Annotated in this window: 22 protein-coding genes, 1 tRNA gene and 1 pseudogene; 8 read left to right on the top strand and 16 right to left on the bottom strand. The window is 42.1% G+C overall.

What is annotated here, in order from left to right:
- Positions 1-116: 116 nt before the first annotated feature.
- Positions 117-458 (top strand): hypothetical protein, encoded by a 342-nt coding sequence (locus FBB35_RS05820; protein WP_174708874.1) that lies wholly within the window; start codon positions 117-119, stop codon positions 456-458.
- 137 nt (positions 459-595) lie between these two features.
- Here FBB35_RS05820 and FBB35_RS05815 read toward each other — a convergent pair whose 3' ends face one another.
- The 3 genes from FBB35_RS05815 to FBB35_RS05805 all read right to left on the bottom strand — a co-directional run bounded on the left by FBB35_RS05815 (position 596) and on the right by FBB35_RS05805 (position 3,471).
- The gene (locus tag FBB35_RS05815; protein ID WP_174708873.1) at positions 596-1,312 is read right to left on the bottom strand and encodes a pirin family protein; all 717 of its coding nucleotides are present in this window, start codon (positions 1,310-1,312) and stop codon (positions 596-598) included.
- 346 nt (positions 1,313-1,658) lie between these two features.
- On the bottom strand, positions 1,659-2,237 hold the full coding sequence (gene dps, locus FBB35_RS05810; protein ID WP_174708872.1) for a DNA starvation/stationary phase protection protein Dps: 579 nt from the start codon (positions 2,235-2,237) through the stop codon (positions 1,659-1,661).
- A gap of 181 nt (positions 2,238-2,418) precedes the next feature.
- Entirely contained in the window at positions 2,419-3,471 is a 1,053-nt protein-coding gene (locus FBB35_RS05805) for an aldo/keto reductase (protein WP_174708871.1), read from the bottom strand.
- A gap of 129 nt (positions 3,472-3,600) precedes the next feature.
- On the opposite strand from FBB35_RS05805, the gene FBB35_RS05800 reads away from it, so the two are divergent.
- The 3 genes and pseudogenes from FBB35_RS05800 (at position 3,601) to FBB35_RS05795 (ending at position 4,421) form a co-directional block, all read left to right on the top strand.
- The gene (locus tag FBB35_RS05800; protein WP_174708870.1) at positions 3,601-3,855 is read left to right on the top strand and encodes a hypothetical protein; all 255 of its coding nucleotides are present in this window, start codon (positions 3,601-3,603) and stop codon (positions 3,853-3,855) included.
- Positions 3,816-3,923, top strand: a pseudogene (locus tag FBB35_RS34325) (Uma2 family endonuclease); the annotation flags it as partial. The gene FBB35_RS05800 and the pseudogene FBB35_RS34325, both read left to right, overlap by 40 nt.
- Before the next feature lie 93 nt (positions 3,924-4,016).
- Positions 4,017-4,421 (top strand): thiol-disulfide oxidoreductase DCC family protein, encoded by a 405-nt coding sequence (locus FBB35_RS05795; protein ID WP_174708869.1) that lies wholly within the window; start codon positions 4,017-4,019, stop codon positions 4,419-4,421.
- Positions 4,422-4,595: 174 nt separating this feature from the next.
- On the opposite strand, the gene FBB35_RS05790 is transcribed toward FBB35_RS05795, so the two are convergent.
- Both FBB35_RS05790 and FBB35_RS05785 read right to left on the bottom strand, forming a co-directional pair.
- The gene (locus FBB35_RS05790; protein ID WP_174708868.1) at positions 4,596-6,011 is read right to left on the bottom strand and encodes a 1-acyl-sn-glycerol-3-phosphate acyltransferase; all 1,416 of its coding nucleotides are present in this window, start codon (positions 6,009-6,011) and stop codon (positions 4,596-4,598) included.
- 131 nt (positions 6,012-6,142) lie between these two features.
- Positions 6,143-6,589, bottom strand: a complete 447-nt coding sequence (locus FBB35_RS05785) for a DUF2127 domain-containing protein (protein WP_174708867.1) — start codon at positions 6,587-6,589, stop codon at positions 6,143-6,145.
- Positions 6,590-6,901: 312 nt separating this feature from the next.
- Here FBB35_RS05785 and FBB35_RS05780 point away from each other — a divergent pair, with 312 nt between their 5' ends.
- Entirely contained in the window at positions 6,902-7,072 is a 171-nt protein-coding gene (locus FBB35_RS05780) for a hypothetical protein (protein WP_174708866.1), read from the top strand.
- 167 nt (positions 7,073-7,239) lie between these two features.
- Here FBB35_RS05780 and FBB35_RS05775 read toward each other — a convergent pair.
- Positions 7,240-7,312, bottom strand: a tRNA-Ala gene (locus FBB35_RS05775).
- Positions 7,313-7,384: 72 nt separating this feature from the next.
- Here FBB35_RS05775 and FBB35_RS05770 point away from each other — a divergent pair.
- On the top strand, positions 7,385-8,302 hold the full coding sequence (locus tag FBB35_RS05770; protein ID WP_174708865.1) for a rhodanese-related sulfurtransferase: 918 nt from the start codon (positions 7,385-7,387) through the stop codon (positions 8,300-8,302).
- Positions 8,303-8,506: 204 nt separating this feature from the next.
- Here the strand turns inward: FBB35_RS05770 and FBB35_RS05765 are convergent, their stop codons facing one another.
- The 7 genes from FBB35_RS05765 to FBB35_RS05735 all read right to left on the bottom strand — a co-directional run bounded on the left by FBB35_RS05765 (position 8,507) and on the right by FBB35_RS05735 (position 15,378).
- Positions 8,507-8,782, bottom strand: coding sequence for a hypothetical protein (locus FBB35_RS05765; protein ID WP_174708864.1), 276 nt, complete (start codon positions 8,780-8,782; stop codon positions 8,507-8,509).
- A 96-nt stretch (positions 8,783-8,878) separates the two neighbouring features.
- Positions 8,879-9,847 (bottom strand): chlorophyll a/b binding light-harvesting protein, encoded by a 969-nt coding sequence (locus FBB35_RS05760; RefSeq protein ID WP_174708863.1) that lies wholly within the window; start codon positions 9,845-9,847, stop codon positions 8,879-8,881.
- Positions 9,848-9,940: 93 nt separating this feature from the next.
- Entirely contained in the window at positions 9,941-10,975 is a 1,035-nt protein-coding gene (locus tag FBB35_RS05755; protein WP_174708862.1) for a chlorophyll a/b binding light-harvesting protein, read from the bottom strand.
- 383 nt (positions 10,976-11,358) lie between these two features.
- Complete coding sequence (locus tag FBB35_RS05750) at positions 11,359-12,117, bottom strand: alpha/beta fold hydrolase (protein WP_174708861.1); 759 nt, start codon at positions 12,115-12,117, stop codon at positions 11,359-11,361.
- A 171-nt stretch (positions 12,118-12,288) separates the two neighbouring features.
- Positions 12,289-12,801, bottom strand: coding sequence for a flavodoxin FldA (gene fldA / locus FBB35_RS05745; protein ID WP_174713534.1), 513 nt, complete (start codon positions 12,799-12,801; stop codon positions 12,289-12,291).
- A 118-nt stretch (positions 12,802-12,919) separates the two neighbouring features.
- Positions 12,920-14,353, bottom strand: coding sequence for a chlorophyll a/b binding light-harvesting protein (locus tag FBB35_RS05740; RefSeq protein ID WP_174708860.1), 1,434 nt, complete (start codon positions 14,351-14,353; stop codon positions 12,920-12,922).
- Positions 14,354-14,355: 2 nt separating this feature from the next.
- Entirely contained in the window at positions 14,356-15,378 is a 1,023-nt protein-coding gene (locus tag FBB35_RS05735; RefSeq protein WP_174713533.1) for a chlorophyll a/b binding light-harvesting protein, read from the bottom strand.
- 319 nt (positions 15,379-15,697) lie between these two features.
- Here FBB35_RS05735 and FBB35_RS05730 point away from each other — a divergent pair, with 319 nt between their 5' ends.
- Positions 15,698-16,006: a hypothetical protein gene (locus FBB35_RS05730; RefSeq protein WP_174708859.1), complete on the top strand. Its 309-nt coding sequence runs from the start codon at positions 15,698-15,700 to the stop codon at positions 16,004-16,006.
- Between the two features lie 91 nt (positions 16,007-16,097).
- Here the strand turns inward: FBB35_RS05730 and FBB35_RS05725 are convergent, their stop codons facing one another.
- From FBB35_RS05725 to FBB35_RS05715, 3 genes are all read right to left on the bottom strand, one after another.
- The gene (locus FBB35_RS05725; protein WP_174708858.1) at positions 16,098-18,626 is read right to left on the bottom strand and encodes a mannose-1-phosphate guanyltransferase; all 2,529 of its coding nucleotides are present in this window, start codon (positions 18,624-18,626) and stop codon (positions 16,098-16,100) included.
- Positions 18,627-18,903: 277 nt separating this feature from the next.
- Positions 18,904-20,604 carry an iron uptake porin gene (locus tag FBB35_RS05720; RefSeq protein WP_174708857.1) on the bottom strand — a complete coding sequence of 567 codons (1,701 nt, stop codon included), beginning with the start codon at positions 20,602-20,604 and terminating at the stop codon, positions 18,904-18,906.
- Positions 20,605-20,797: 193 nt separating this feature from the next.
- Complete coding sequence (locus tag FBB35_RS05715; protein ID WP_174708856.1) at positions 20,798-21,292, bottom strand: DUF4363 domain-containing protein; 495 nt, start codon at positions 21,290-21,292, stop codon at positions 20,798-20,800.
- A 395-nt stretch (positions 21,293-21,687) separates the two neighbouring features.
- Here FBB35_RS05715 and FBB35_RS05710 point away from each other — a divergent pair, with 395 nt between their 5' ends.
- A complete protein-coding gene (locus tag FBB35_RS05710; RefSeq protein ID WP_174708855.1) occupies positions 21,688-21,972 on the top strand; it encodes a peptidase in 285 nt (94 codons plus the stop codon).
- Position 21,973 lies beyond the last annotated feature (1 nt).

Here is a 21,973-nt window from a genome sequence, read left to right as displayed (position 1 = left end):
GTAATTAATAAAGTCAGAATTTAATTTGGCTTTTCAGGTTGGCAGCGATCGCCTATCTTTAAAAATTTGTATGAGCGATCGCCTATTTCGCGTTAAGTTGATTTATCCACGAGTCTTTGAACTCCATTAATGAGGCTTTGATACTGATTAAAGAGGTTCTGAACTCCATTAATGAGTCTTTGAGCTTCATTAAAGAGGCTTTGAACTCCATTAAAGAGGCTTTGAACTCCATTAAAGAGGCTTTGAACTCCATTAAAGAGGCTTTGATACTCATTAAAGAGGTTCTGAACTCCATTAATGAGTCTTTGAGCTTCATTAAAGGGTCTTTGAACTCCATTAATGAGTCTTTAATACTCGTTCAGCAGTTTTTTAGACTTGTGGCTTGGTTGTGGGAGATTGCGATCGCCATAATTCACCCCAAAGCACATCCTAAACTAAAGAATCTGGATTTGCACTAAGCGCTCTGAGACATTCTGCTGGCATTTCCAGTGATTTTCTTTGCCTTCACGGAAGCCGCAAACATGCTGTATTTGTAAATGTAATATTCTGAGTAAAAGGCTCATCGAAATGAGCCTTTTAGCAGATAAAGGAGATATTAGCCTAAATCGAAAAGCAAGATTTCGCCGCCGATGTTGGTGCTAATTTCTAGCTGTTCTTCGCCGTTGATTTGTACGCCATCACCGGCTCTGAGTTCTTCACCATTTAAGTTGACTATACCTTTGGCTACTTGTAACCAGGCATAGCGATCGGGTTTGACTTGATGATTAACAACATCACCATCCTCTAAAACAGATGTGTATAAATCAACATCTTGGTGAATTGTCACAGCACCATCGCGCCCATCTTTAGAAGCAATTAAGCGGAGTTTACCGCGCTTTTCTTCAAGAGGAAAAGCTTTTTGTTCGTATCTTGGCGTTATTCCTTCTCGATCGGGAAGAATCCAGATTTGTAGTAAATGGAGTGGTTCAGTTGGTGAGGGATTAAATTCACTGTGGCTGATTCCAGTTCCAGCGCTCATAATTTGGGCATCACCGGGGCGAATTACCGAACCAGTACCCAAGCTGTCTTTATGCTCTACAGCACCTTCTAAGACATAAGTGAGGATTTCCATATCACGATGACTGTGGGTAGGGAATCCAGCACCAGGGGCGATGCGATCGTCGTTAATTACGCGCAGAGAACGAAATCCCATCCGGTTGGGATCGTAAAAACTACCGAAAGAAAATGTGTGATAGCTATCGAGCCAGCCCATTTTCGCGTGACCACGGGCATTGCGATCGTGAATTAAGTGGGTAATTGTATTTTGAGACATAAATTTACCTCTTTGTTAATGAGTATTTAGTTAGGAAGCGCTCAATTTTGGATTTTAGATTTTAGATAGCGGAGTGTCTTTTGGATTACAGGAAAAATCTAAAATTGGTAGAGTTTGAAATCAAAATGCAATTAGCATATTTTTTCACTAACCTAATAACTTCTTCAAGTTGAAGTATTGATTTTGATGGAGAACTCGTAGAAGATATTTGGTATTTCTTGACTTCGTTTTGAACTATTTCAATAGTAAAGTATATACATATAAATGAAAAGTACGCACTTAAAAGTGACGTACTTACCAAAAAGATACTATTAGATTTAAGAAAGACTACTTTTCTCAGAAGTGCTTATTTTACACCAGCAGGGATCTTTTGAGTTTTAGTAGTACCTGCTTTAGCATTGCCATTCTCTTCCTTAATTTCTGCAATTTGCAGATGAGCTTCTAAGAACCAGAGGCGTTTGTCAATGGCGCGGGAGATTTCGGTGTAAAGATCGGCGGTATCGAGGTCGTCTAATTCATCAGTTTTAGCGATCGCGTCTCTAAGATGTTTGGCATAGATGGCATAACGATCTGCTAAGGCTGTCACATGGTCTTTACCATCCAAAATATCTAAGGCATATTCTGGCAGAATTGAATTACTAGCTGCGGCGCGGGCTGTTCCAAAAGCGTATCCGCCTAAAGCTGTAATGCGTTCAGCTACCAAATCGATATACTCTTCCAATTCCCCAGCCAGTTCATCAAATAATAGGTGTAACTGGTAGAAGTCAGTTCCTTTAACATTCCAGTGGGCTTGCTTTGCTTGGGTTTTCAGATCCGAAGTAGCTGCCAAGCTTTGGTTGAGAAGTACCACGATTTGCACTCGCGCTTCAGCAGGAATGTCAATGCGAGTAGGGTACAGACGTGATGTAATGCTGTTGTCGCTCATGGGTCTACGTTGTTAATGCCTTTTAAATCTAACTTTACAGATATTAGTTGGCTGTGCGAAACTCTCTGACGATGGATTGTATTAACGGCTGAATGTGTTACTGTTTATGGCTTATACAATTTGGAATTTTAGATTTGGGATTGAGACTTTTTACTCAGAAAGGGTCAAATGACAATTAATATTAAATACGATGGTTTTCTATAGTATTAAATGTACCACCGAAAAGCCGATCGCGAATTACATCATTTTGCAAAAAGTCATGGGGAAAACCCAGTTCAATTTTACTAACTTCATCTAAGCGTTGCAGATGTTCTGGCGAGAGGGTGACATCTAAAGAAGCTAAGTTATCTTGAAACTGTGTTAGTTTACGTGCCCCAATTATGGGAATAATCACACCATTTTGAGCTAGTAACCAAGCTAATGCTACCTGTGAAGGTGTGTGTCCAATTTCTGCTGCAACTTCACTGACAGCTTGAGCGATCGCTAAATTCCGTTCTGAAATAGTCCCTAACGCTGCATTTGCTAATCGTCCTTGTTCATCGCCTGCTTGAGGAGGCTGATTATACTTACCTGTTAACACACCACCACCCAAGGGCGACCACGGTGTTACTGCTAAATCAAAGGCTTTAGCCATCGGCAGCAAATCGCGTTCTGGTGTTCGCTGAATTAAACTATATTCAATTTGCAGCGCGACAAACTGCGTCCATCCTTGGTATTGAGCGATGGTATTTGCTTGAGAAACAATCCATGCGGGTGTGTCAGAAATGCCGATGTAAAGTACTTTACCTTGACGAACTACATCATCGAGCGATCGCAAAACTTCTTCAATCGGTGTTGTGAAATCCCAAGCGTGCAACCAAAATAAATCAATGTAATCGGTATTCAGCCGTTTCAGGCTACCTTCTAAAGATTGGATTAAATTCTTGCGATGGTTTCCACTGGCGTTAGGATCGCCCTTTTTGTTATTCATCTGCAAGGGAAAGGAATATTTGGTCGCAACTACAAAGCGTTCTCGTTCTTTTGCGATCAACTCACCGACAATTTTTTCACTGCTACCATCGGTATAACCGTTGGCGGTGTCAATGAAATTTCCTCCTGCTTCTGTATATGTGTCAAAGATTTTACGACTCTCGTCAACAGATGCACCCCAACCCCAATCTTCACCAAAGGTCATGGTTCCCAAGGAGAGTTCAGAGACTCTTAATCCGCTTTTGCCCAAGAGTTTGTATCTCATGAATATTTTCTCTTTAACGAAAAAACAATGCGAATACCATTCCAAAAGCATGATAACAAAGGTTGTCATTTGTCCTTTGTCATTGGTCATTAGTAAGGCCTTTAAGCCTCTTTACGTTTTCTAATATACTTGGGATTTTTCGCGCTAACTTACTTTAGCGAAGCAAGAGCGATCGCTTGCATTGTGAATGCACTAGCCCGCTTTGTAAATGCGATCGCTTGCATTATGAATGCACTAGCCCGCTTTGTGAATGCGATCGCTTGCATTGTGAATGCACTAGCCCGCTTTGTAAATGCGATCGCTTGCATTGTGAATGCGCTAGCCCGCTTTGTGAATGCAATGTACTTTGCAACGGTGTCTACCAGCAGCAACAATATCGCTTAGGAGATACTATTTCTTCAGAACTATTGCCAAATCTACAACTTAAACTAGATGACACTATACATATTTAATAAATAAAATTTTGTTTTAGCTGAGGTGAATCGCATTGTTTAGCTCAGGCAAGAGCGATCGCTACAGTTTTCTAAGCTAGAATAATTATTTCTATGAACTACTACGTAATCTACGACGGAAATTGTAATCTGTGCGTTACTTTAGTGCAATTACTAGAAACCTTAGACAAGGGAAAGTTATTTCGCTACGCTCCCATGCAAGATGAGCAGACACTTTTACAGTGGGGAATTACAGCCCAAGACTGCGAACAGGGGATGATTTTAATTGATGGCAATGAACCTCAGAGACGTTGGCAAGGTAGTAACGCAGCTGAAGAAATTGGGCGCTTATTACCAGCAGGAAGTATATTTGTAGACGCTTATCGAGCCTTGCCAGGGATGAAATGGGCAGGCGATCGCTTTTACGAACAAATCCGCGATAATCGCTACACCATATTTGGTAAACGTTCTAATACTTATGAATCGTCTTACTGTGTTGATTGTCGCGCAGGCGGTTAGAAACCTCAGCTATAAAGACAAAACCCGCCTCCGTGGGTTTCAAAACCTCTATTTTCCATTAGTCCGCGGAGATTCTCTCATTGATGTCAACAGGCGATCAGAAAATCCTTGTTGACACAACCAGGATCAAAGGTAGTTTTTCGACGGAAAACAGCCCATACCCAAACCAAAATCTTACGAGCCGCACTTAATCATCTTCTCTAAAGCAATTTGCAAATCTTTTGTCAAATCGCTTACACCTTGTCTAGCTGCATAGCGATCGCCCTGAGAATTCCGAAAGCGGTCAGTAACTGAAATTGGCTCTCCCACAGTGATATGTGCCTGGCGCAAACCTAAGCGAGGTCGCCCTGGAAGTGTTGTATCTTGAATTCGAGAAAGCATATCGAATACAAGTAACGCTGTTTCTGCAAACCTTTCTGCTGTCGGTTTTTCTTGAATATAAGTAGCTGTGACTGCAACAAAACTTTCCACTATCCGCATGTGTCGCATTCGCAAGTCTGCTTCCTCAGCAACCCAGTCTGCCAAACCGCGTTTAAAGGGTGGTAAAGCATTGATATCTGGCAAATCTTCCCGGTAAATGTAATTCCAGCCAGCCTCTTCCAAGCGGCGACAACGGTCAATAAAATTACCCTGTGCTTGAACTCCAAAATACTGCTCAGTAACTTTTAAAGCCTTATCCAGCAAGCGATCAAGTCGGACAATTAATACCTGATTCGGACTAGCAGATTCATCAGTTGAGCTGGTTTTTGGGATGTCTTGATGATAAAAGCGACGATAAAATTCTTCCATCTCAGTAATGAGATATTCAGCCAATCTACAGAGGCGTTGATAGTAAATCTCTGCTTGAGTGCCCCGATCAATTTCCTTAACTGCCAAGCCGCTATCAGCTTCCAACTTACTTAAGAGCCAATCCAGTTTAGACCAAGGTGGCTCGACGTAGCGATACTGGATAGCGATCGGCACAATAATCACAGTTTCAGTGCGATTGGCTTTTTGTAAATCTTCTACACACCAGAACCCCATTTGAGCAACGCCTGGTTCCAGTGGGCTAACAATACCACTATGACCATTAGTACCACCTTCTGGTGCTACTGCGATCGGTAGTTCGCCATTAGCAAATAACTCCCGTGCAGTTTGGATCGCTTGCCGATCTAGCCGTCTACCGCGATGAACCGGCACACCTCCCACCCGTGAAAATAACCAACCTAGCCAATTTCCAGCCCAAACCGTCATACCCCGGTCATAGAGAAAATAACTGTGAACAAGGGATTGCAGTAAAATACCTTTCTCACGGGCAACCCGTGGCACAATGCGGGAAAGCAAATACAGCATACACAGAGGATCTTCCACCTCTGGGTGACGGAATGCTAACAAAAAGCGAATTTTCCCAGCCTGGAATTGTTGATAAAGTTCAGCTAATACCTCAACATTCTTGGCTTCTATATCGACAATCCCAGCCGTTAGCCAAGGGCGAGTACGAAACCGTAGTGCGATCGGCAGTAACCACCGAACAATCTGGAGTACCAACGGATTAAATCGTTGAGTAATAAATTTCAGTGGTGGTTGAGTAGACTGAATCGATCTAGGCAAGTCGCTCTCCAGATTGTGTTTTTAGCGATTGTACAACGTACTGAGTGAAAAGATTTATAAGTACTACTTCTTAATCAAGACTCAGCACTAAGAAACTCTGCAAAGATAGATCCTAAGTATCGAATAAAAAATTACTTTGGATGTTTAGGAAAATTTTGGAGTAAATATCCAAATACAGCTAGATTTAACAAAAAGATGAATGTTTTTATAAGAGATATTCCCCGAATTAATTCATAAACTTCTGGTGGAATACTGATACCGACAAGTCCCAATACCAAGACATGGGCCCAACGCTTCTCGTACCATAAACCAACAGCTTCAATAGTAGTAACAATAGCATAAACTCCTGCTCCAATGCCGCTAAATGCCAAAGTTCTAGGATTTAAGTTGATAATTTTCTTTAAAATCCAATCAATAATTATCGATTTACCTTCTAAAACATAATTGTCTGAGAAAGCCTCTAGAGTTTGATAATTTTTTAATGTCAATAATAAAGCAATGGAAGTAACCATAAGTAGCAAGGCAGTAAATGATTTGTAGACAACAATTGCTACTAACCCTAATGGACGCTTTTTCAAACAACCCCCTAAAAGTATATAAGTCAAACTTGGATTGAGTGGCTCTGGATGATACCAACTAAGACGTTTATTGTAGCAACTCTTTATCGTCCCATCTTTCCACTTTTTTTAACCAGTAAATCAAGTGTTAATACTACCGATTGAAGTGTGGAATGTGAATTCTAACTCCAGAACAGAAATATTGTTGCGAAATATTTAGTTAAGGCTGTTGCCAGTCCTAACAAATTCAACCGCAAATTTTGAACGCTCAAAATTACCTAAGTTCTCTCCGGTAACAGTTGACTTCATTATCTAGAGATTTTTTTTACTAAGGTGATTTCTGACAAAGAACATACCCAGGTTGACAAGTTTCGACTTCTCTGCAAGACGCTACGCGAACGCTCAACTCTCGATTTCTTAGTTGGTTTCGACACTTCGACAGGCTCAGTGCATCGCATCGCTCAACCAACTGTGGCGGTATATTTATTAACGGGAATCACCTAAGTACAGCTTTGAAGATCAGGCAATTGGATGCAATACTAACTTACCTATCTCTTAACTTTTGCCTAATAATTGCCAAACCTCATTCTGTACTAGATTAAGGGATTTTGATTGAGGTGTGTTTTATTTAGGTATTACTAGCGATCGCACTTGAGATAAATTATATTCAATGGAGGTTAGCGGACTCGAACCGCTGACATCCTGCTTGCAAAGCAGGCGCTCTACCAACTGAGCTAAACCCCCATAAAATTAAAATAGCACGCAATGTTTGTTTGACGTTGTTATTGTAATTTATATTATTTTGTTACTAAAAGGATGAAACCGGAAAACATTCAAATTATTGCAGCATTGTATAAATTTGTCAAGCTACCAGATTTTGCCGAGAAACGAGATCCTCTACTGTCTTACTGTCAAAGGCAAGGTGTCAAGGGGACAATTTTGTTGGCACAAGAAGGCATTAACGGTACAATTGCGGGTTCGCGTCAGGCGATTGACTCTGTTCTCTGGTTTCTGCGTAGTGACCCCCGTTTAGCAGACCTCGAATACAAAGAGTCCCATACTGAAACTCCACCTTTTGAGCGGATGAAGGTGCGCTTGAAGTCAGAAATTGTCACTTTGGGGTTGCCTGAAATTGATCCAACTGAGAAAGTTGGCACTTATGTAAGTCCCCAAGCATGGAATGATTTGATTTGCGATCCAGAAGTAACTGTGATTGACACCCGCAATGATTATGAGGTGAATATTGGTACTTTTCAAGGAGCAGAAAATCCCCAAACGGGATCATTCCGAGAATTTCCCGATTATGTGGTACACAACCTCGACCCAACTAAACACAAAAAGGTTGCCCTGTTTTGTACAGGTGGCATTCGCTGTGAAAAGGCTTCATCTTTCATGCTTGCCCAAGGTTTTGCAGAAGTTTATCATCTCAAAGGCGGCATTCTCAAGTATCTGGAAGAAGTTCCGGCACAAGAAAGTTTATGGCAAGGTGAATGTTTTGTCTTTGACGAACGAGTAGCTGTCAGTCATGGGTTACAGGAAGGAAGTTATGAGTTGTGCTTCTGTTGTGGGTATCCAATTTCTGAAGAAGATAAAATATCTCCAAAATATGAGCAGGGTATCTCCTGTGCCTATTGTTTTGATAGCCTCACCGAGGAGAAAAGAGCGCATCAACAGGAAAAATGGCGGCACTACCAAACCCAAGTTGCTAATTCCAAAAATCGGGATATAAGCTAACCCTAACCCAAAAAGGCTAAAGGAAATTGCGGCTATACAAACAAAACCCCACAGGTAGATTTCATGAAAATCTGCCTGTGCGGACTTCTCACGGCTAATGCTAAAAAGTTGCCGTTGAAAGTAATAGTGAGCGTGCCAATTGTTGCCAATTGATCTGCTACAGCCAGAAGGGTGAGCGATCGCACTTTTGTATCTTAAATAAACTTAACAAAGTTTTCGTCGTCCCTTCTGGCAAGCATTACAGGCAGAAGTTTTCGGCTCAAAATCAATACAGGCGATCGCTTCCTCAGAACAAGCTTTTTTGGGATGTACAGTACATTTTAGGCGGTAATCATTGGTGAAATATTCGCAACCAGAGCAAGGAATCTCATGCAGCGTTTTTAAATGAATTATCCCTTTTTTTAAGGTTAACCAGACACTACCAAAAAATAGAAGCATTATTGTCCAACCACAAAAGGCGCACAAAATCATAGTTAACATTAGCGATCCTCATAAAAATTCAAAAAAAATGCCGGCAGTCCACTGCTGTTAACCGCAGGCATCGGACTTTATTTAGCTTGGTTGAGCGAAACTTAATTAACTATTAGCTTGATGCGACGATCGCCAAGAGTGCCAAATATAACCTAAGAAGGCAACTACACCAAGGAAAAACTGAATATCTGCTAATCCCAGACGTTCGGAACCGTAAAATTCTCTTGGAAAAACTGTTGTGTTATATCCCACAAACGCGGCAGAAATCCAAGCCATCAAAGCTAAACCCAGCAAGCTGTAAGAAAGAATTTCTTCACCATTTTCAATTGGTAAAATTCGTCTTACCCAGCTAAAAGGTTGTACAAGAATATGCCATGCACCACCAGCAATTAAAATGAAGCCAATCCAAATATGTCCACCAATGACATCTTCTAAGTTATCAACACTTGCGATCCCTAAAGGATTCCAGCTACCATCTTTCAGACCAACTAAGTAGCCAAAAATTATTTCTGGGTTTAAATTAGGATTGCTAATTAGGCGTATATTTCCCAAGTTAGTATCATAAATTCCACCAAAAATCATTGCCTTTAACACTAACAAAAATGCTCCCAAACCTAGAATAATTAGGTGATGACCTAAAATTAAACCCAATTGTTTGGGGTCATTCCATTCATAGTGAAATTTCGCCGCCTGTCCACCAGCGTTATATAAAATCGCTGGAGCGCGAAAAACATGAAAAAGTCCACCTGCACCCAACACAGCAGATGCAACTAAGTGCAAAATGCCAATTACAAAATAGGGATAGGTATCGACTACCTCACCTCCAGCACCTACACCCCAGCCCAAAGTTGCTAAGTGGGGTAACAAAGTCAATCCCTGTTCATACATTGGTACGCTAGGAACAAAGCGTGTAACTTCAGATATTGTTATTGCTCCTACCCAAAACATAATTAAGCCTGCGTGAGCAATGTGAGCGCCTAATAATTGACCAGATAAATCAGTTAAACGGGCATTACCCACTAACCAAGATGAATTTGTATCTGCTGCTAAGGTTCTATCAGTTGTAATTGTCATAGTTAAATACCTTTAAAAGTGCTGACTAGCCTGTGCTGAGTAGGGAGTGAAGAGTTATAAATTTAAAACTCCTCACTCCTAACTCAGCACTTGTTATGATTCGCTACCAATGGCATTTAATGCCTTTTCAATTCGGCTAAAGTCAACGCCAATTGCTCGCAGAGCGTGCCACAGATGACCTTGCAAGAAGAAGAAAGCTAAGAAGAAATGGGCATTTGCTAACCATGCTCTGGAAGTATAACCACTGTTAGCTAATTTAATGCTGTCGGCAAAATAAGGGCTAACTCCGAGTTTTACTTCCAAGGTAGGGCCATAAAATTCCACGGGATAAGCTAAAGTATTTACTGCACAAAAGTAAGCTGCAACAAATCCAGCTAAGGCAATACCGCCCAAAGAGTAGGAAAGGATGGCTTCACCAGAAAAGATTAAAAGCTTTTTCGCCCAAGGTAAAGGCTCTATGAGGATATGCCAAATACCGCCGCCAATGAGCAACAAGCCTACATAAATATGACCACCGACTAAATCTTCTAAGTTATTAACAGTGGCAAAGTGAGTTTGATAGCCATAAATAACTAAGGGATTGAGAGTGGGGTCGGTGACAACTCGAACATCGTGAATTGTCGAGTCGTATAGTCCTCCCCAGTACATGGCTTTTCCTACAAGGAGTAAAGCACCTAATCCCAAGAAAATTAGGTGATGTCCTAAGATAAACCCCAGTTTTTTCGGATCGTCCCATGTAAAATGAAATTTCCGAGCGCGACCAGTGGCATCTTTTAAGTTTTTTGGAGCTTTGAAGGTGTGGAAAAGTGCCCCTGCACCAAGCACAGCAGAAGAAATTAAGTGTAAAGCGCCGATTACAAAATAGGGATAAGTATCGACTACCTGACCACCTGCGCCCACACCAAAACCCAAGGTGGCTAAGTGGGGAAGCAAAATTAGCCCCTGTTCGCCCATAGGCACTTCGGGATTGTAGCGAGAGATTTCAAACCATGTAAACGCGCCAGCCCAGAGCGTCGTCAGCGCTGCTTGTGCCACATGAGCGCCGATAAATAAGCCAGAGAGATTGGCGAAGCGGGCGTTACCAGTCCACCAATCAAATTTGAGGTTGGGATTGCCGTATGTCTGCATTGTTAAGCACAATTAGCAATTGTTGCTAATAATATTCAATTAACTGGTTCTTGTCTCAGCAGTGAAATGTCGCGTGAGGGCTATAAAAGTAGACCCGAAGCTTTTATCTGAACGAAGAGAGATTCTTCCAATTCACCGCAGGTGTTAACGTTATTCGTCAGATATGACTTTTTACCACATCCTCTGCTTATTGACAGCTAACTACCAATTATTGAGATTACAAATTTAGTCTATTGAAAATAATTCCTATCTAGGTTATCTCTTTACAAAATGTAATCATCAAAATTTGATGAAAAATAGACAACGCAAGCGGAGCGACAATAGTAACTATCACCGCTCGAACGCAAGCAAATATTAGTTTTTAAGCGTTGGTTCTTCTACCTTTATGAATAACTTGTAGAAGTACTTAAGGACAGTGCAGATGCTTCCAGTTGATATGGATGGTGGCGTTGCCAAAAACTCAAAATCTCTTCGCCAACCTGTTGAGGATAGAAGTAGTGAAAAAAATGATACCCTTGTGGGCATTCCCAGAGTTTATCTTCTGGCTTAAGCCAATTAAACCAGTCATGCAATGCAGTTGAATTGACTACCGGATCGCTCTTGCTACCACAGACCATCATTGGCATAGAAACTCCACCCTTGGGTAAATAAACCAACTTAAATAAAGAGTGTGATGAGGGAGATTGTTCTAAATCTTTATCTAAGGCAGCGACTAACTTCTTAGTGGTATGAGGTGGTTGATTTCCAAAAAGACTGCGAACGGTGCTTGCTAAAACTAGCTCACGGCTGATATTAAAAAGTTGTCGTTGAAAGTAATAGTGAGCTTGCCAATTGTTTGCAGGTTGAGCAGCTACAGCCAGCAAGGTGAGTGATCGCACTTTTTGAGGAAATCGCCGAGCAAAGGTTAAGGCGATCGCACCACTCATCCCATGTCCCGCTAAATGCACGGGGCGATCGCGGCATTCTAAAAACTCATATAGCAACTCCACAGCTTGATCTATAGAACTAGCTTCATCTTTGGTTTGCTGGTATTCCCACTGGGCAATTTTCATATACCCACATAAGTAATCAAGTAATGGTTCATCAAAACGCTTCAAAACAGGACTAGCATTTAACCACAGAACATCAAATGAATCAGACATAAATAACCTATAAATTCTAAATTATCAATTTCAGCTAAAAGTGCGGTTAGAAACCGCGTCTACACGGGTTAAAAAACCTTGATTTTCTCTTAGCCCAGGTTGCTGGGCTTTGTTCGTGTAGACGCGTTCGCCCTTGGCGTGCCGGAGGCATCATTCTATTGCCTTAACTTTCTACAAACCAAATTCTTTTTTCAACTGAGCAACCCAAGTTTTAATTCGCTCATCTGTGAGATCAGATTGACTACCTTCATCAAGTGCCAATCCGACAAACTTGCCATTTTTTAAAGCTCTAGATTGCTCAAAGTCATATCCCTCAGTTGGCCAGTAGCCAACAGTTTTACCGCCGCGCTGGGAAATCTTTTCTTCCAGAATCCCCATTGCATCCTGAAAGTTCTCGCTATAGCCATATTGGTCTCCATCACCAAAATAGGCAACCAGCTTACCTTTAAAATCTATTTGATCTAGATCGGGAAAAAAGCTTTCCCAATCGCTCTGAAGTTGACCAATATCCCAAGTTGGAGAACCAATAATCAGCAATTCATACTCATCGAAAGTGGTAGTATCCGCCTCGTAAATGGGATGTAATGTCACAACATCGCCACCAAACTCATCCCGAATTTTTTCAGCATCAGATTCAGTGTTGCCAGTTTGAGTACCGTAAAACAGACCAATTTTTTTCGACATATTGTCACCTGATAGATTTGCAATTTTCCTTAGAGATGCTGCGCGATGGTGCAAAGCACCCGTCAGAGGCGATCGCCATAATTTACGCAACGATACCTATTTGCCTAGTTTGGGCAACTCAGAAAAACAAGCTGCTATTGGTTAACAGCAGGAAGGCAAATAAAGCTCCTCCACAGCTACCTACTGTCCACCCAGCATTGAACTCACTCCAAGACTTAGCTGTTTTCATGTTTTCCGGTAGCTCCCCTTGAGCAGGTTTGCGCCCTTGAAACGATACGCTGCCGTACAGCCACAGACAAATTGATAAAATCAACAGTAGACCGATTGTGGCCAGTAAACCTGCTTGATTCGCCAACTCCGTATCCCGCAACGGGCCTAACTTGACAAATGGGCCAATCAAGAAGTAGCCGTGCGCCATACCAATTTCCAGCCCCCGTGAAAAAGGAGACAAACCTTGACGGTAAATAGGAAGATTTGCCAACAACTTCAACGTGATATCTGAAGCATTGACTGGGGTATCGAAATTCCCGATTTCCGGCATTCCCGAAGCGTTGACAACTCCCTGTTGAAAATCAAGTCCAGCCGCTATGACACGAACTCTCAAAGCGTGCCAAATATGACCAGCTAGAAATACAACTGCCAAAGCAAAGTGACTAGTTGCTAGCCAAGTACGAACCGTAATCACTCCCGATGCAGTAGTACTCAATCCCAACGGGCCATAAAAAACTGTGGGATAAACGGTATCATTTACCGTTACAAAATATGCTGCCAACAAACCCATGTAAGCCAGAGCGCCCAGACTATAGGATAGGTAAGCTTCACCAGACCAAAACAGTAGCTTTTTTGCCCAAGCAAAAGGCTTAGTGAGAATGTGCCAAAAACCTCCCGCAATGCAGAGTATTCCTACCCAAATATGTCCACCGATGACATCTTCTAGGTTATTAACTGCTGCCATCCCCTGTTTGCCAAAAGCACCGAAGAGATAGCCAAAGATGCGACTAGGGTTAAGAGTCGGTTCTGTAATTACTCGTACAGATGCCACTGCTGGATCGTAAAGACCACCCCAAAACAGCGCCTTTGCTACCAATAACCATGCCCCGAACCCCAACAACAGCAAATGAATGCCGATGATGGTGGTCATCTTCTCTTCATCTTCCCAATCGTAGCCAAACAAGCCAGGGAAAGACGGATTATCATCCAACACTGCTGGGCCTAGAACCGCATGGTAAATACCACCAGCACCTAGTACGGCAGAACTAATCAGATGTAAAACACCAATGACAACATAAGGATAAGTATCAACAATTTGGCCGCGATCGCCAACACCAAATCCTAACGTTGCTAGATGGGGCAGCAAAATTAACCCCTGTTCATACATCGGTCGGGAGGGGTCATATTTGGTGATTTCAAACAGAGTCATTGCTCCTGCCCAAAGTACAATCAACCCAGCATGAGCAACATGAGCGCCCAAAAGCTTACCCGATAGGTTAATGAACCGAGCATTACCAGCCCACCAACCCGATTCCTGCGTTGTTATTGTTGCAGTTGTCATTCTTAGATTGCCTCCCCACGAGTTGAATGGATGACTCTCCAAGTGCGAAAGTCAAATCCAGCAGCGCGTAAAGCGTGCCAGAGATGCCCTTGAAGAAAGAAAAAACCTAGCCAGAAGTGAGCATTCGCCAGCCAAACGCGAGAGGATAGTAAATTTCCACTCTGGAAGTAGGGAAAACGGTCAAACCCAATATTCAGGGCTGGCCCATAAAATTCCGGTGGGTAAGCTAGTGTGTTGACAGAGACAAAATAGGCTGCAATAAAACCCATGAGAGCTAAAGCTCCCAAGCTGTAAGAAAGGTATGCTTCTCCTGACCAGATAAAAAGCTGCTTTGCCCAGCCAAAAGGTTGAGTCGTAATGTGCCAGATACCGCCGGCAATGCAGAGAATGCTGACCCAAATATGACCACCAACCAAGTCTTCCAGGTTATTCACTCCAGCAATCCAGTGTTTGCCACCGCCACCAAATAAGTAGCCAAAAATTATAGCGGAATTCCAAGTGGGACTAGAAATTACGCGCACCTCACCCACCGTAGAATCGTACAAGCCACCAAAGAACATAGCTTTGGCAACTAGTAAGCCTGCTCCCAGACCCAGCAATACTAGGTGAATACCCAGAATAGTGGTCATTTTATTAGCATCTTCCCAACGATAGCCAAAGAAGGAAAATCTCTCTTCTAAGATGGCGGGGCCACGTAGGGCATGAAAGATACCACCAAATCCCAAGAAGGCGGAGCTAATCAGGTGCAATACTCCAATGACGAAGTAAGGATAAGTATCTACTATCTGTCCACCACTTGCTACACCCCAGCCGAGGGTTGCGAGATGAGGCAATAGAATCAACCCCTGTTCGTACATTGGTTGCGCTCGGTTAAAGTGGGCAAGTTCAAAAAGGGTCGTTGCACCAGCCCAAAAAACAATTAACCCTGCATGAGCAACATGAGCGCCCAAAAGTCTCCCTGAGAGGTTGGTTAACCGGGCGTTCCCCGCCCACCAGGGAACCGACTCCGGTGTTTGAACAGCCATCCTTGTCATGGCGTTATCTCCTGAGAAAGTTTTGAAATACCTGAAATTTATTGTTAGCTTAATGAATATCTATCTCAATAAGCTTGGAGATATCCTACCAGATTTATTGACAGTTTTTATCATTTAATTTAAGTAAAGTTTTGTAAAGGATTTCAGCGAATAAACCGCCGCCAATTTATTGCAACTCTATCAGGAGTGGGCTACAAACCAACTTCTTGTAAATACGTTACGATATCCTCACACAATATCTCGGATAATTACTGGTTTCAAAAGCTATATCGGCAAAAGAAGCTAGAGAGAGTAAATTGTGTGTGCATTTATGAAATTAATCCAAATACTAAAAGTAGCTGTAATTCCTGTTTTAACGGTATTGAGCTTGTTGTCTGCATCAAATAAAGCACTAGCTGACTATTTAACTAGTCAGGGATCAGCAGGTGATTACCGTTATGAATTATGGTCTAGCGATGATAATAGTCATTACTATTTGAAAGTTTGGTCATCTGAGGCAAGCCAAAACAGTGCCTCATACACTAAAACTAGAGCATTCACCTCTACTAGGGAAGCTTTAATTTATTTTGATTGCAAATATGCTGGTAGAAATTTACCCGAATGTCAGAATGTCCAATGATAATTTTGAAGTTATTTATTGTAACAACGCTTGCGGATTCGCTAACGTAATTCGTAATTAAAGAATTCAATTACGAATTACGAATTACGAATTACACTTCTGCTGGTTGATATTCTTGTTGTCTTTCCACAAAACTCTGAACACGGGTACGGTAATTTCTGACAGTCTCATCTACCCATTCGCGATCGTTGCTATTTGCATACAGATGCACCAGTGGTTCACTAGCATCTGGTAAAACTAACAACCAACTGTCATCATAAGGTTGACAAATTTTCACTCCATCAATGAGTTCTAAGTTTTGGGCTGGGTGAGTTTCCACCAAGTAACGCATCAAAGCACCCTTAGCTGTCCACGGACAACGGACTGTATAAGTTTTGTGAATTACACGAGGCAATTCCGATCGCGCAGCAGCAAGCGATCGCTCCTGTATAGTCAACATCTCAATGATCTTTGCAATACAGAACATAGAATCAAATCCCGGATGCAGTTGCGGGAAAATAAAACCAGTCTCTCCACTACCTCCCAAAACCACATTCGGATTTTTTTGACAAGCTTCCATTAAAGCTGTAGGGTTGGCTTTGGTGCGAATTACCCTGCCATCATGACGACGGGCGACTTGTTCAATAGCACTAGAAGCATGAACCGGCACTACTACCGTTCCTCTGGGGTTAGCTGTCAGAATCATGTCTACCATCAGTGCTGTTAAAGTTTCCCCACGAATTGGGTAGCCGGATTCATCAACTAAAATCAGCTGTTCTCCATTAGCGGATACTTGCACGCCAAAGTTAGCTTTTAATGCCTCCACAACATGACCTAACTGAGTTAGCAGTCCTTCGCGATCGGTGATTGACATCGCACTTTTATTGACACTGGCATTCAGTACCACTGCATCAGCACCAAATTTATCCAACATTTGGGGTAAAACTGCCCCGGATACCGCATAAACATAGTCAATCACCACTTTTGCGCGACTGTTGCGGAGCGTATGAACATGCAAAAGTTTCTCAAAAGCAGTGCAGTAGCGCTCCATGACTTGGCTGGGGTAAGATACATCACCAATTTCATGAATTAGCGCCCGCCGCATATCCTCCTTAAAGTAAGCCCCTTCAATTTTCTTTTCCAAGGCTTTGGAGATATTAATACCCTTTGCATCCATGAATTCAATCAGAATGTAGTCAGGGCGATCGGGGTGTACCCGCACATGGATACCACCAGTTACGGACATTGTGGGTATAACCGTGCGGGCAATGGGGATAGCTGTGGCATCGAGGTTTTGAATATCAACACCTACTGACATTAAACCAGCAATCAGCGATCGCGTCACCATCCGAGAGATATTACGCTGGTCACGGGAAACAGTTACCTTAGAACCAGGTTTTAAGGTAGAACCGTAAGCAGATCCCAATTTCACGGCGAATTCTGGGGTGATGTCGATATTCGCTAATCCTTGCACACCACGTTGTCCAAATAAATTTCGTTGGGCGGTGTTTCCCCAAATCAAGTTAATGTTTAAAACTGCGCCTGACTCAATCTTTTTACTCGGCCAAACACGCACACCAGGGCTAATTTGGGCTTCTTCTCCCACCGTGGAAAGCGAGCCCACAACAGCAGCTTCTAATACATGGGCGCGGCGGTCTACACGAGCGCCACGGGAAATCACACAGGCAGAAAGATGTGCTTCATCGCCAATAAAAGCCCCATTCCACACTATCGGACGTTTGAGATTGGCATCAGCGCCAATAGTAACGTTATCGCCAATTACGGTTCCGGCTTCAATCTGCACTCTTGCACCGATGCGGCAATTATCACCAATCACTGCCGGGGTTTCAATCACAGCCGTCTGGTCGATGTAAGTATTTTGACCTATCCATAACTCATGAGAAACTTCTTTGTAGGCGCAATCGAGATTTACCTTCCGATCTAATGCGTCATACTGAGCTTCCCGATAGGCATCTAAGTGACCAACATCGCACCAGTAACCTTGAGCGATGTAACCATACATTGGCTCATCTTTTACTAGTAATAAGGGGAATAAGTCTTTGGAAAAGTCACATTCAACGTTTGCTGGTAGATATTCTAAAATTTCTGGTTCGAGAATGTAAGTACCAGTGTTGACGGTATCGGAAAAAATTTCACTACTAGAGGGTTTTTCTAAAAATCGGCTAATTCGTCCTTCCTGATCGGTAATCACCACTCCAAATTCAATTGGATTGGGAACTCTGGTCAAAATCAAAGTAGCTTTTGACTTATTTTGTTTGTGAAATGCGATCGCAGCCGTGAGGTCAAAATCTGTTATGCTATCACCGCTAATGACTAAAAAAGTTTCATCTAGAAGTTCAGCAATGTTTTTCACACACCCTGCTGTACCCAAAGGCTGATCTTCTTCGACAGCATAAGTCATCTGAACACCAAAATCGCTGCCATCTTGAAAATAGTCTCGCAAGACATCAGGTAAATAATGCAATGTCGCAATAACTTCTGTAATTTGATGTCTCTTCAGAAGATTGATAATATGTTCGGCAATTGGTCGATTTAGGATTGGCACCATCGGTTTGGGCAGATCGCAAGTTAACGGGCGAAGCCGCGTTCCCGAACCCCCTGCCATCAGTACTGCACGCATAAATCCTCCTTAAAGTAGTTACAGCCTTCAGTGCTTGAAAACGTATCACATATATTTTGTTCTTCTTTCTCTAGTCTCCTATGGATATCGATTTTTGAGGAACTTCCATAAGATGCATCTGGATTGGGGCATTAGGGATTGGTCACTTGTACTGAGCGTAGCCGAAGTATGGGGTATTGGGCATCTGACCGAAACATACTTATGATACAGAGTAGGGGCGGCACATCTGTCCGCCCCTACAAGGGGATGTTTTTTAACTGTAAATCCCTTATGACCTTTAGAAAGTAAAAGTAGTTCTCAATGCACCAATGACAGCATCATTGTTATTGCTGTTGTTATCCGGCGAAGTCAACCAAATAACTCCGGGAGTAATGGTAATATTGTCGCTCACCTTATACTGGTAGAACGCTTCTAGATGATAGGAATTGTTCTTGTCTTTGCCAATTTGGGCAACACTGGAACTTGTCACATAAGGTTCCATACCAACCACAATACCAGCTAGATTCCCTTTTTTACCAAGGTCGGGGAATCCTAAAGTAACCGCCCAGTTCCAGATATCAAGACTTCCCCGATTAATTCCACTTCCATTGCTTGCTAAGATCCGAGTGTTAGTGTAACCAGCCCAGCCACCCAAAATAAATTTATCACTTAGTTGTAATGATGCTTCTGCACCATAAGCATTACTGGATACTGGCAAATCGGCACCAGAAAATGCAGCTAAATCATCTGGTAAATTGGGATTATTCAGTAAAGCCGAACGCAGGTTAGCACGGTTGCTGCCTGTACTACCATTGGCAGTGAAATCATTGTTGTAAGAATTAACGTAAGTTAAACCAAGGGTGAATTTATCAGTCGGTTTGACCGTTAACTGGGCTATAGCTCCATAAGCGCCGTTGAATAAACCACTTTGATTTTGAGGATTAGCAGGATCGTTAGCTAAATACCCCAAACTTAGTTCTAGATTCTTGCTAAACTGATGCTGAATTCCTAAACCAGTACCATTAACTAGATAGTAAATAGGGTTGCGAGTGCCAAACTGAGTAAAAGCGCCGCTACCACCATCTCCATCTAAGTAAGGGTTAACAGTATTAGTAAAATCATCGATTGCACCTGCATTTGCTTCAACGACGACATTTGTTTTCTGAGTGAGAGGAAACTGATACAACAGCGCATCTACCCCAACAGCATTGTTGTTACCATTATCAAAAGTACCACCAGCAAACCGGAAGTCGCCTTCTGGCGTAAATGTAGAATTTGCAGAGTAGGCATTCAGATTTGTGGCTTGCAGCCGGGTTCTGAGTAAATCTTTGCCTGTAAAGCTGGTATCAAAGTTGAGGCGGACGCGATCGCCTAAAATAGGATTACGATTGATTTTTCCTCCTCTAGCATTATCTCCTGACACAACCCCTGCTACTGCAAAAATCGCTTCACCATTGAGTTTGGTAGTGGTAGAAAACTGATGCTGTTCCAGTTCGGCACTGCGTGTTTCCACCGCATCAACTCGACCGCGCAGGGTTGCTAGTTCGGCGGTAAATTCCTCTTGCAATTTTTGTAATGTGGCTAAATCTTGTTTCTTAACCAAATCATTAGTTGAGGTAGCAATCAGTTCATTAACGCGTTGTAGACAGGCATTCAAACCCGCCGCAAATTCATATCGCGTCATCGCTCGATTACCGCGATATGTACTATTAGGATATCCAGCAATACAGCCGTAACGTTCTACTAATGATTGCAGCGCTTGAAATGCCCAATCAGTTGGCTGCACATCTGATAATTGAGATACAGAAGTAACTTGCGCGACAACATCAGCAGTTGCCGGAGACTCTAGAGATTGCTCTATTTGGTTATTTTCAAGTTTTGATGTAGTATTATTTGCAGGAGATGCTATTGCCAGCCCACCATAACCAACAAATGAAGCAACAAGCACAACGAATGGAGCCTGCTGAAGAAAACTCCAGAGAACTTTTACTTTTAACATTTTTATTTCTCACACAAAAAATTAATCAGGACTAGTACAATGTCTAAGTTAATTTTGAAGGTTTGTAGTAAGCACTTTATTGCTTAGAAAATAAGGACTAAAGTGCTTACTACAAACTTGCTTATCCATCAATTTCAACTTGACGTACTACTAGCAAACTAGCCAACAAATACTCAGTCTATGTATTTAGCTCTTAAGGCTTGGCAACACTAGTGACATCCTTGTTAAGAACACCTAAAGCTGTTAACAATTTCGATTTATTTGGTGCAGAGGTTTTCAGTCCTGCCTTAACCTCATCGGATTTATCTTCAATTTCTTTGTAGGTAGTGGGAGATTTAGCTTTAACTCCATCCTCAACCTTTGACCAGAAATCTTCAAATTTATCAAATTCCCCTTTAGCTTTGGTAAAATTTCCCGCCTCAACTGCGGTCTTAGTATTGGTAACAACACCTTGTAGACCTTGAAATTCAGTTGTTTTAGCAGGAATAGCTGCTGCACTAGGGGAGGTTGTCGCAGAGGGAATGGCTGCTGCATCAGGGGTGGTTGTCGCAGAGGGAGTGGCTGTTGTATCTGAGATAGAACTCCCGGCAGGTGGTGTCTGTGCAGTAGGTTCGTCACCCTTATTGCATCCAACCAAAGTCATCATGCTGATTGCAGCAACTATCAGTACTGGATTAAAACGATTCATTCTAAACTCCTCATCAAAACTCGTGTGTGTAGACTAGTACCGCAAAGCGGAAATCAAAAGTCTTTCATTTTGGGCTTTTTGGCTTGAAATAGTAGGTTTATTTCCGCCGACTTGTACTAGCGTTCATATTTTACGCTGACTATGAACAAAAATATTAAAGCTATCAAGGTAAAAAACTCGGAAAGAACCAATATTTTTGTCATTTAAATATTAAAGCTATCAAGGTAAAAAACTCGGAAAGAACCAATATTTTCTCTTTCCGAGTTTTTTACTTGTCATGCTTTACCTTAAGAACAGAGTCTATCAAGACTCGATTTTTCTCATCTCATTTGCATTTCAGGTGATATTGAGCCTACATTGTATTGGGAAAAAGTTTCTACTACCGGAAAAATACCATGAAACGTTCATTTCGTAAGTATCATCGTATCCTTGGCATCATCCTATCTGTGCCACTGATGTTAACCGTGCTGACTGGGATATTAACAACCTTTGTCCGCGAGTGGTCTATTGGTATAGGAGTTCCAGCTAGCTTCCTCTTGAGTATCCATACAGGCGAAATTTTTCATCTGCAAGGAATTTACCCAATTTTGAATGGATTAGGACTTTTGGGATTGTTGGTGACAGGATTAAATATGTCTGGTTTATTTGGTAAAAAAACTCGGCAAAATCCTAATAATTAAA

It is taken from the genome of Nostoc sp. TCL240-02, assembly GCF_013343235.1.
Classification (GTDB): Bacteria; Cyanobacteriota; Cyanobacteriia; order Cyanobacteriales; family Nostocaceae; genus Nostoc.
The sequence above is the reverse complement of the archived record's forward strand: the minus strand, read 5'-3'. Positions and strand labels throughout refer to the sequence as shown.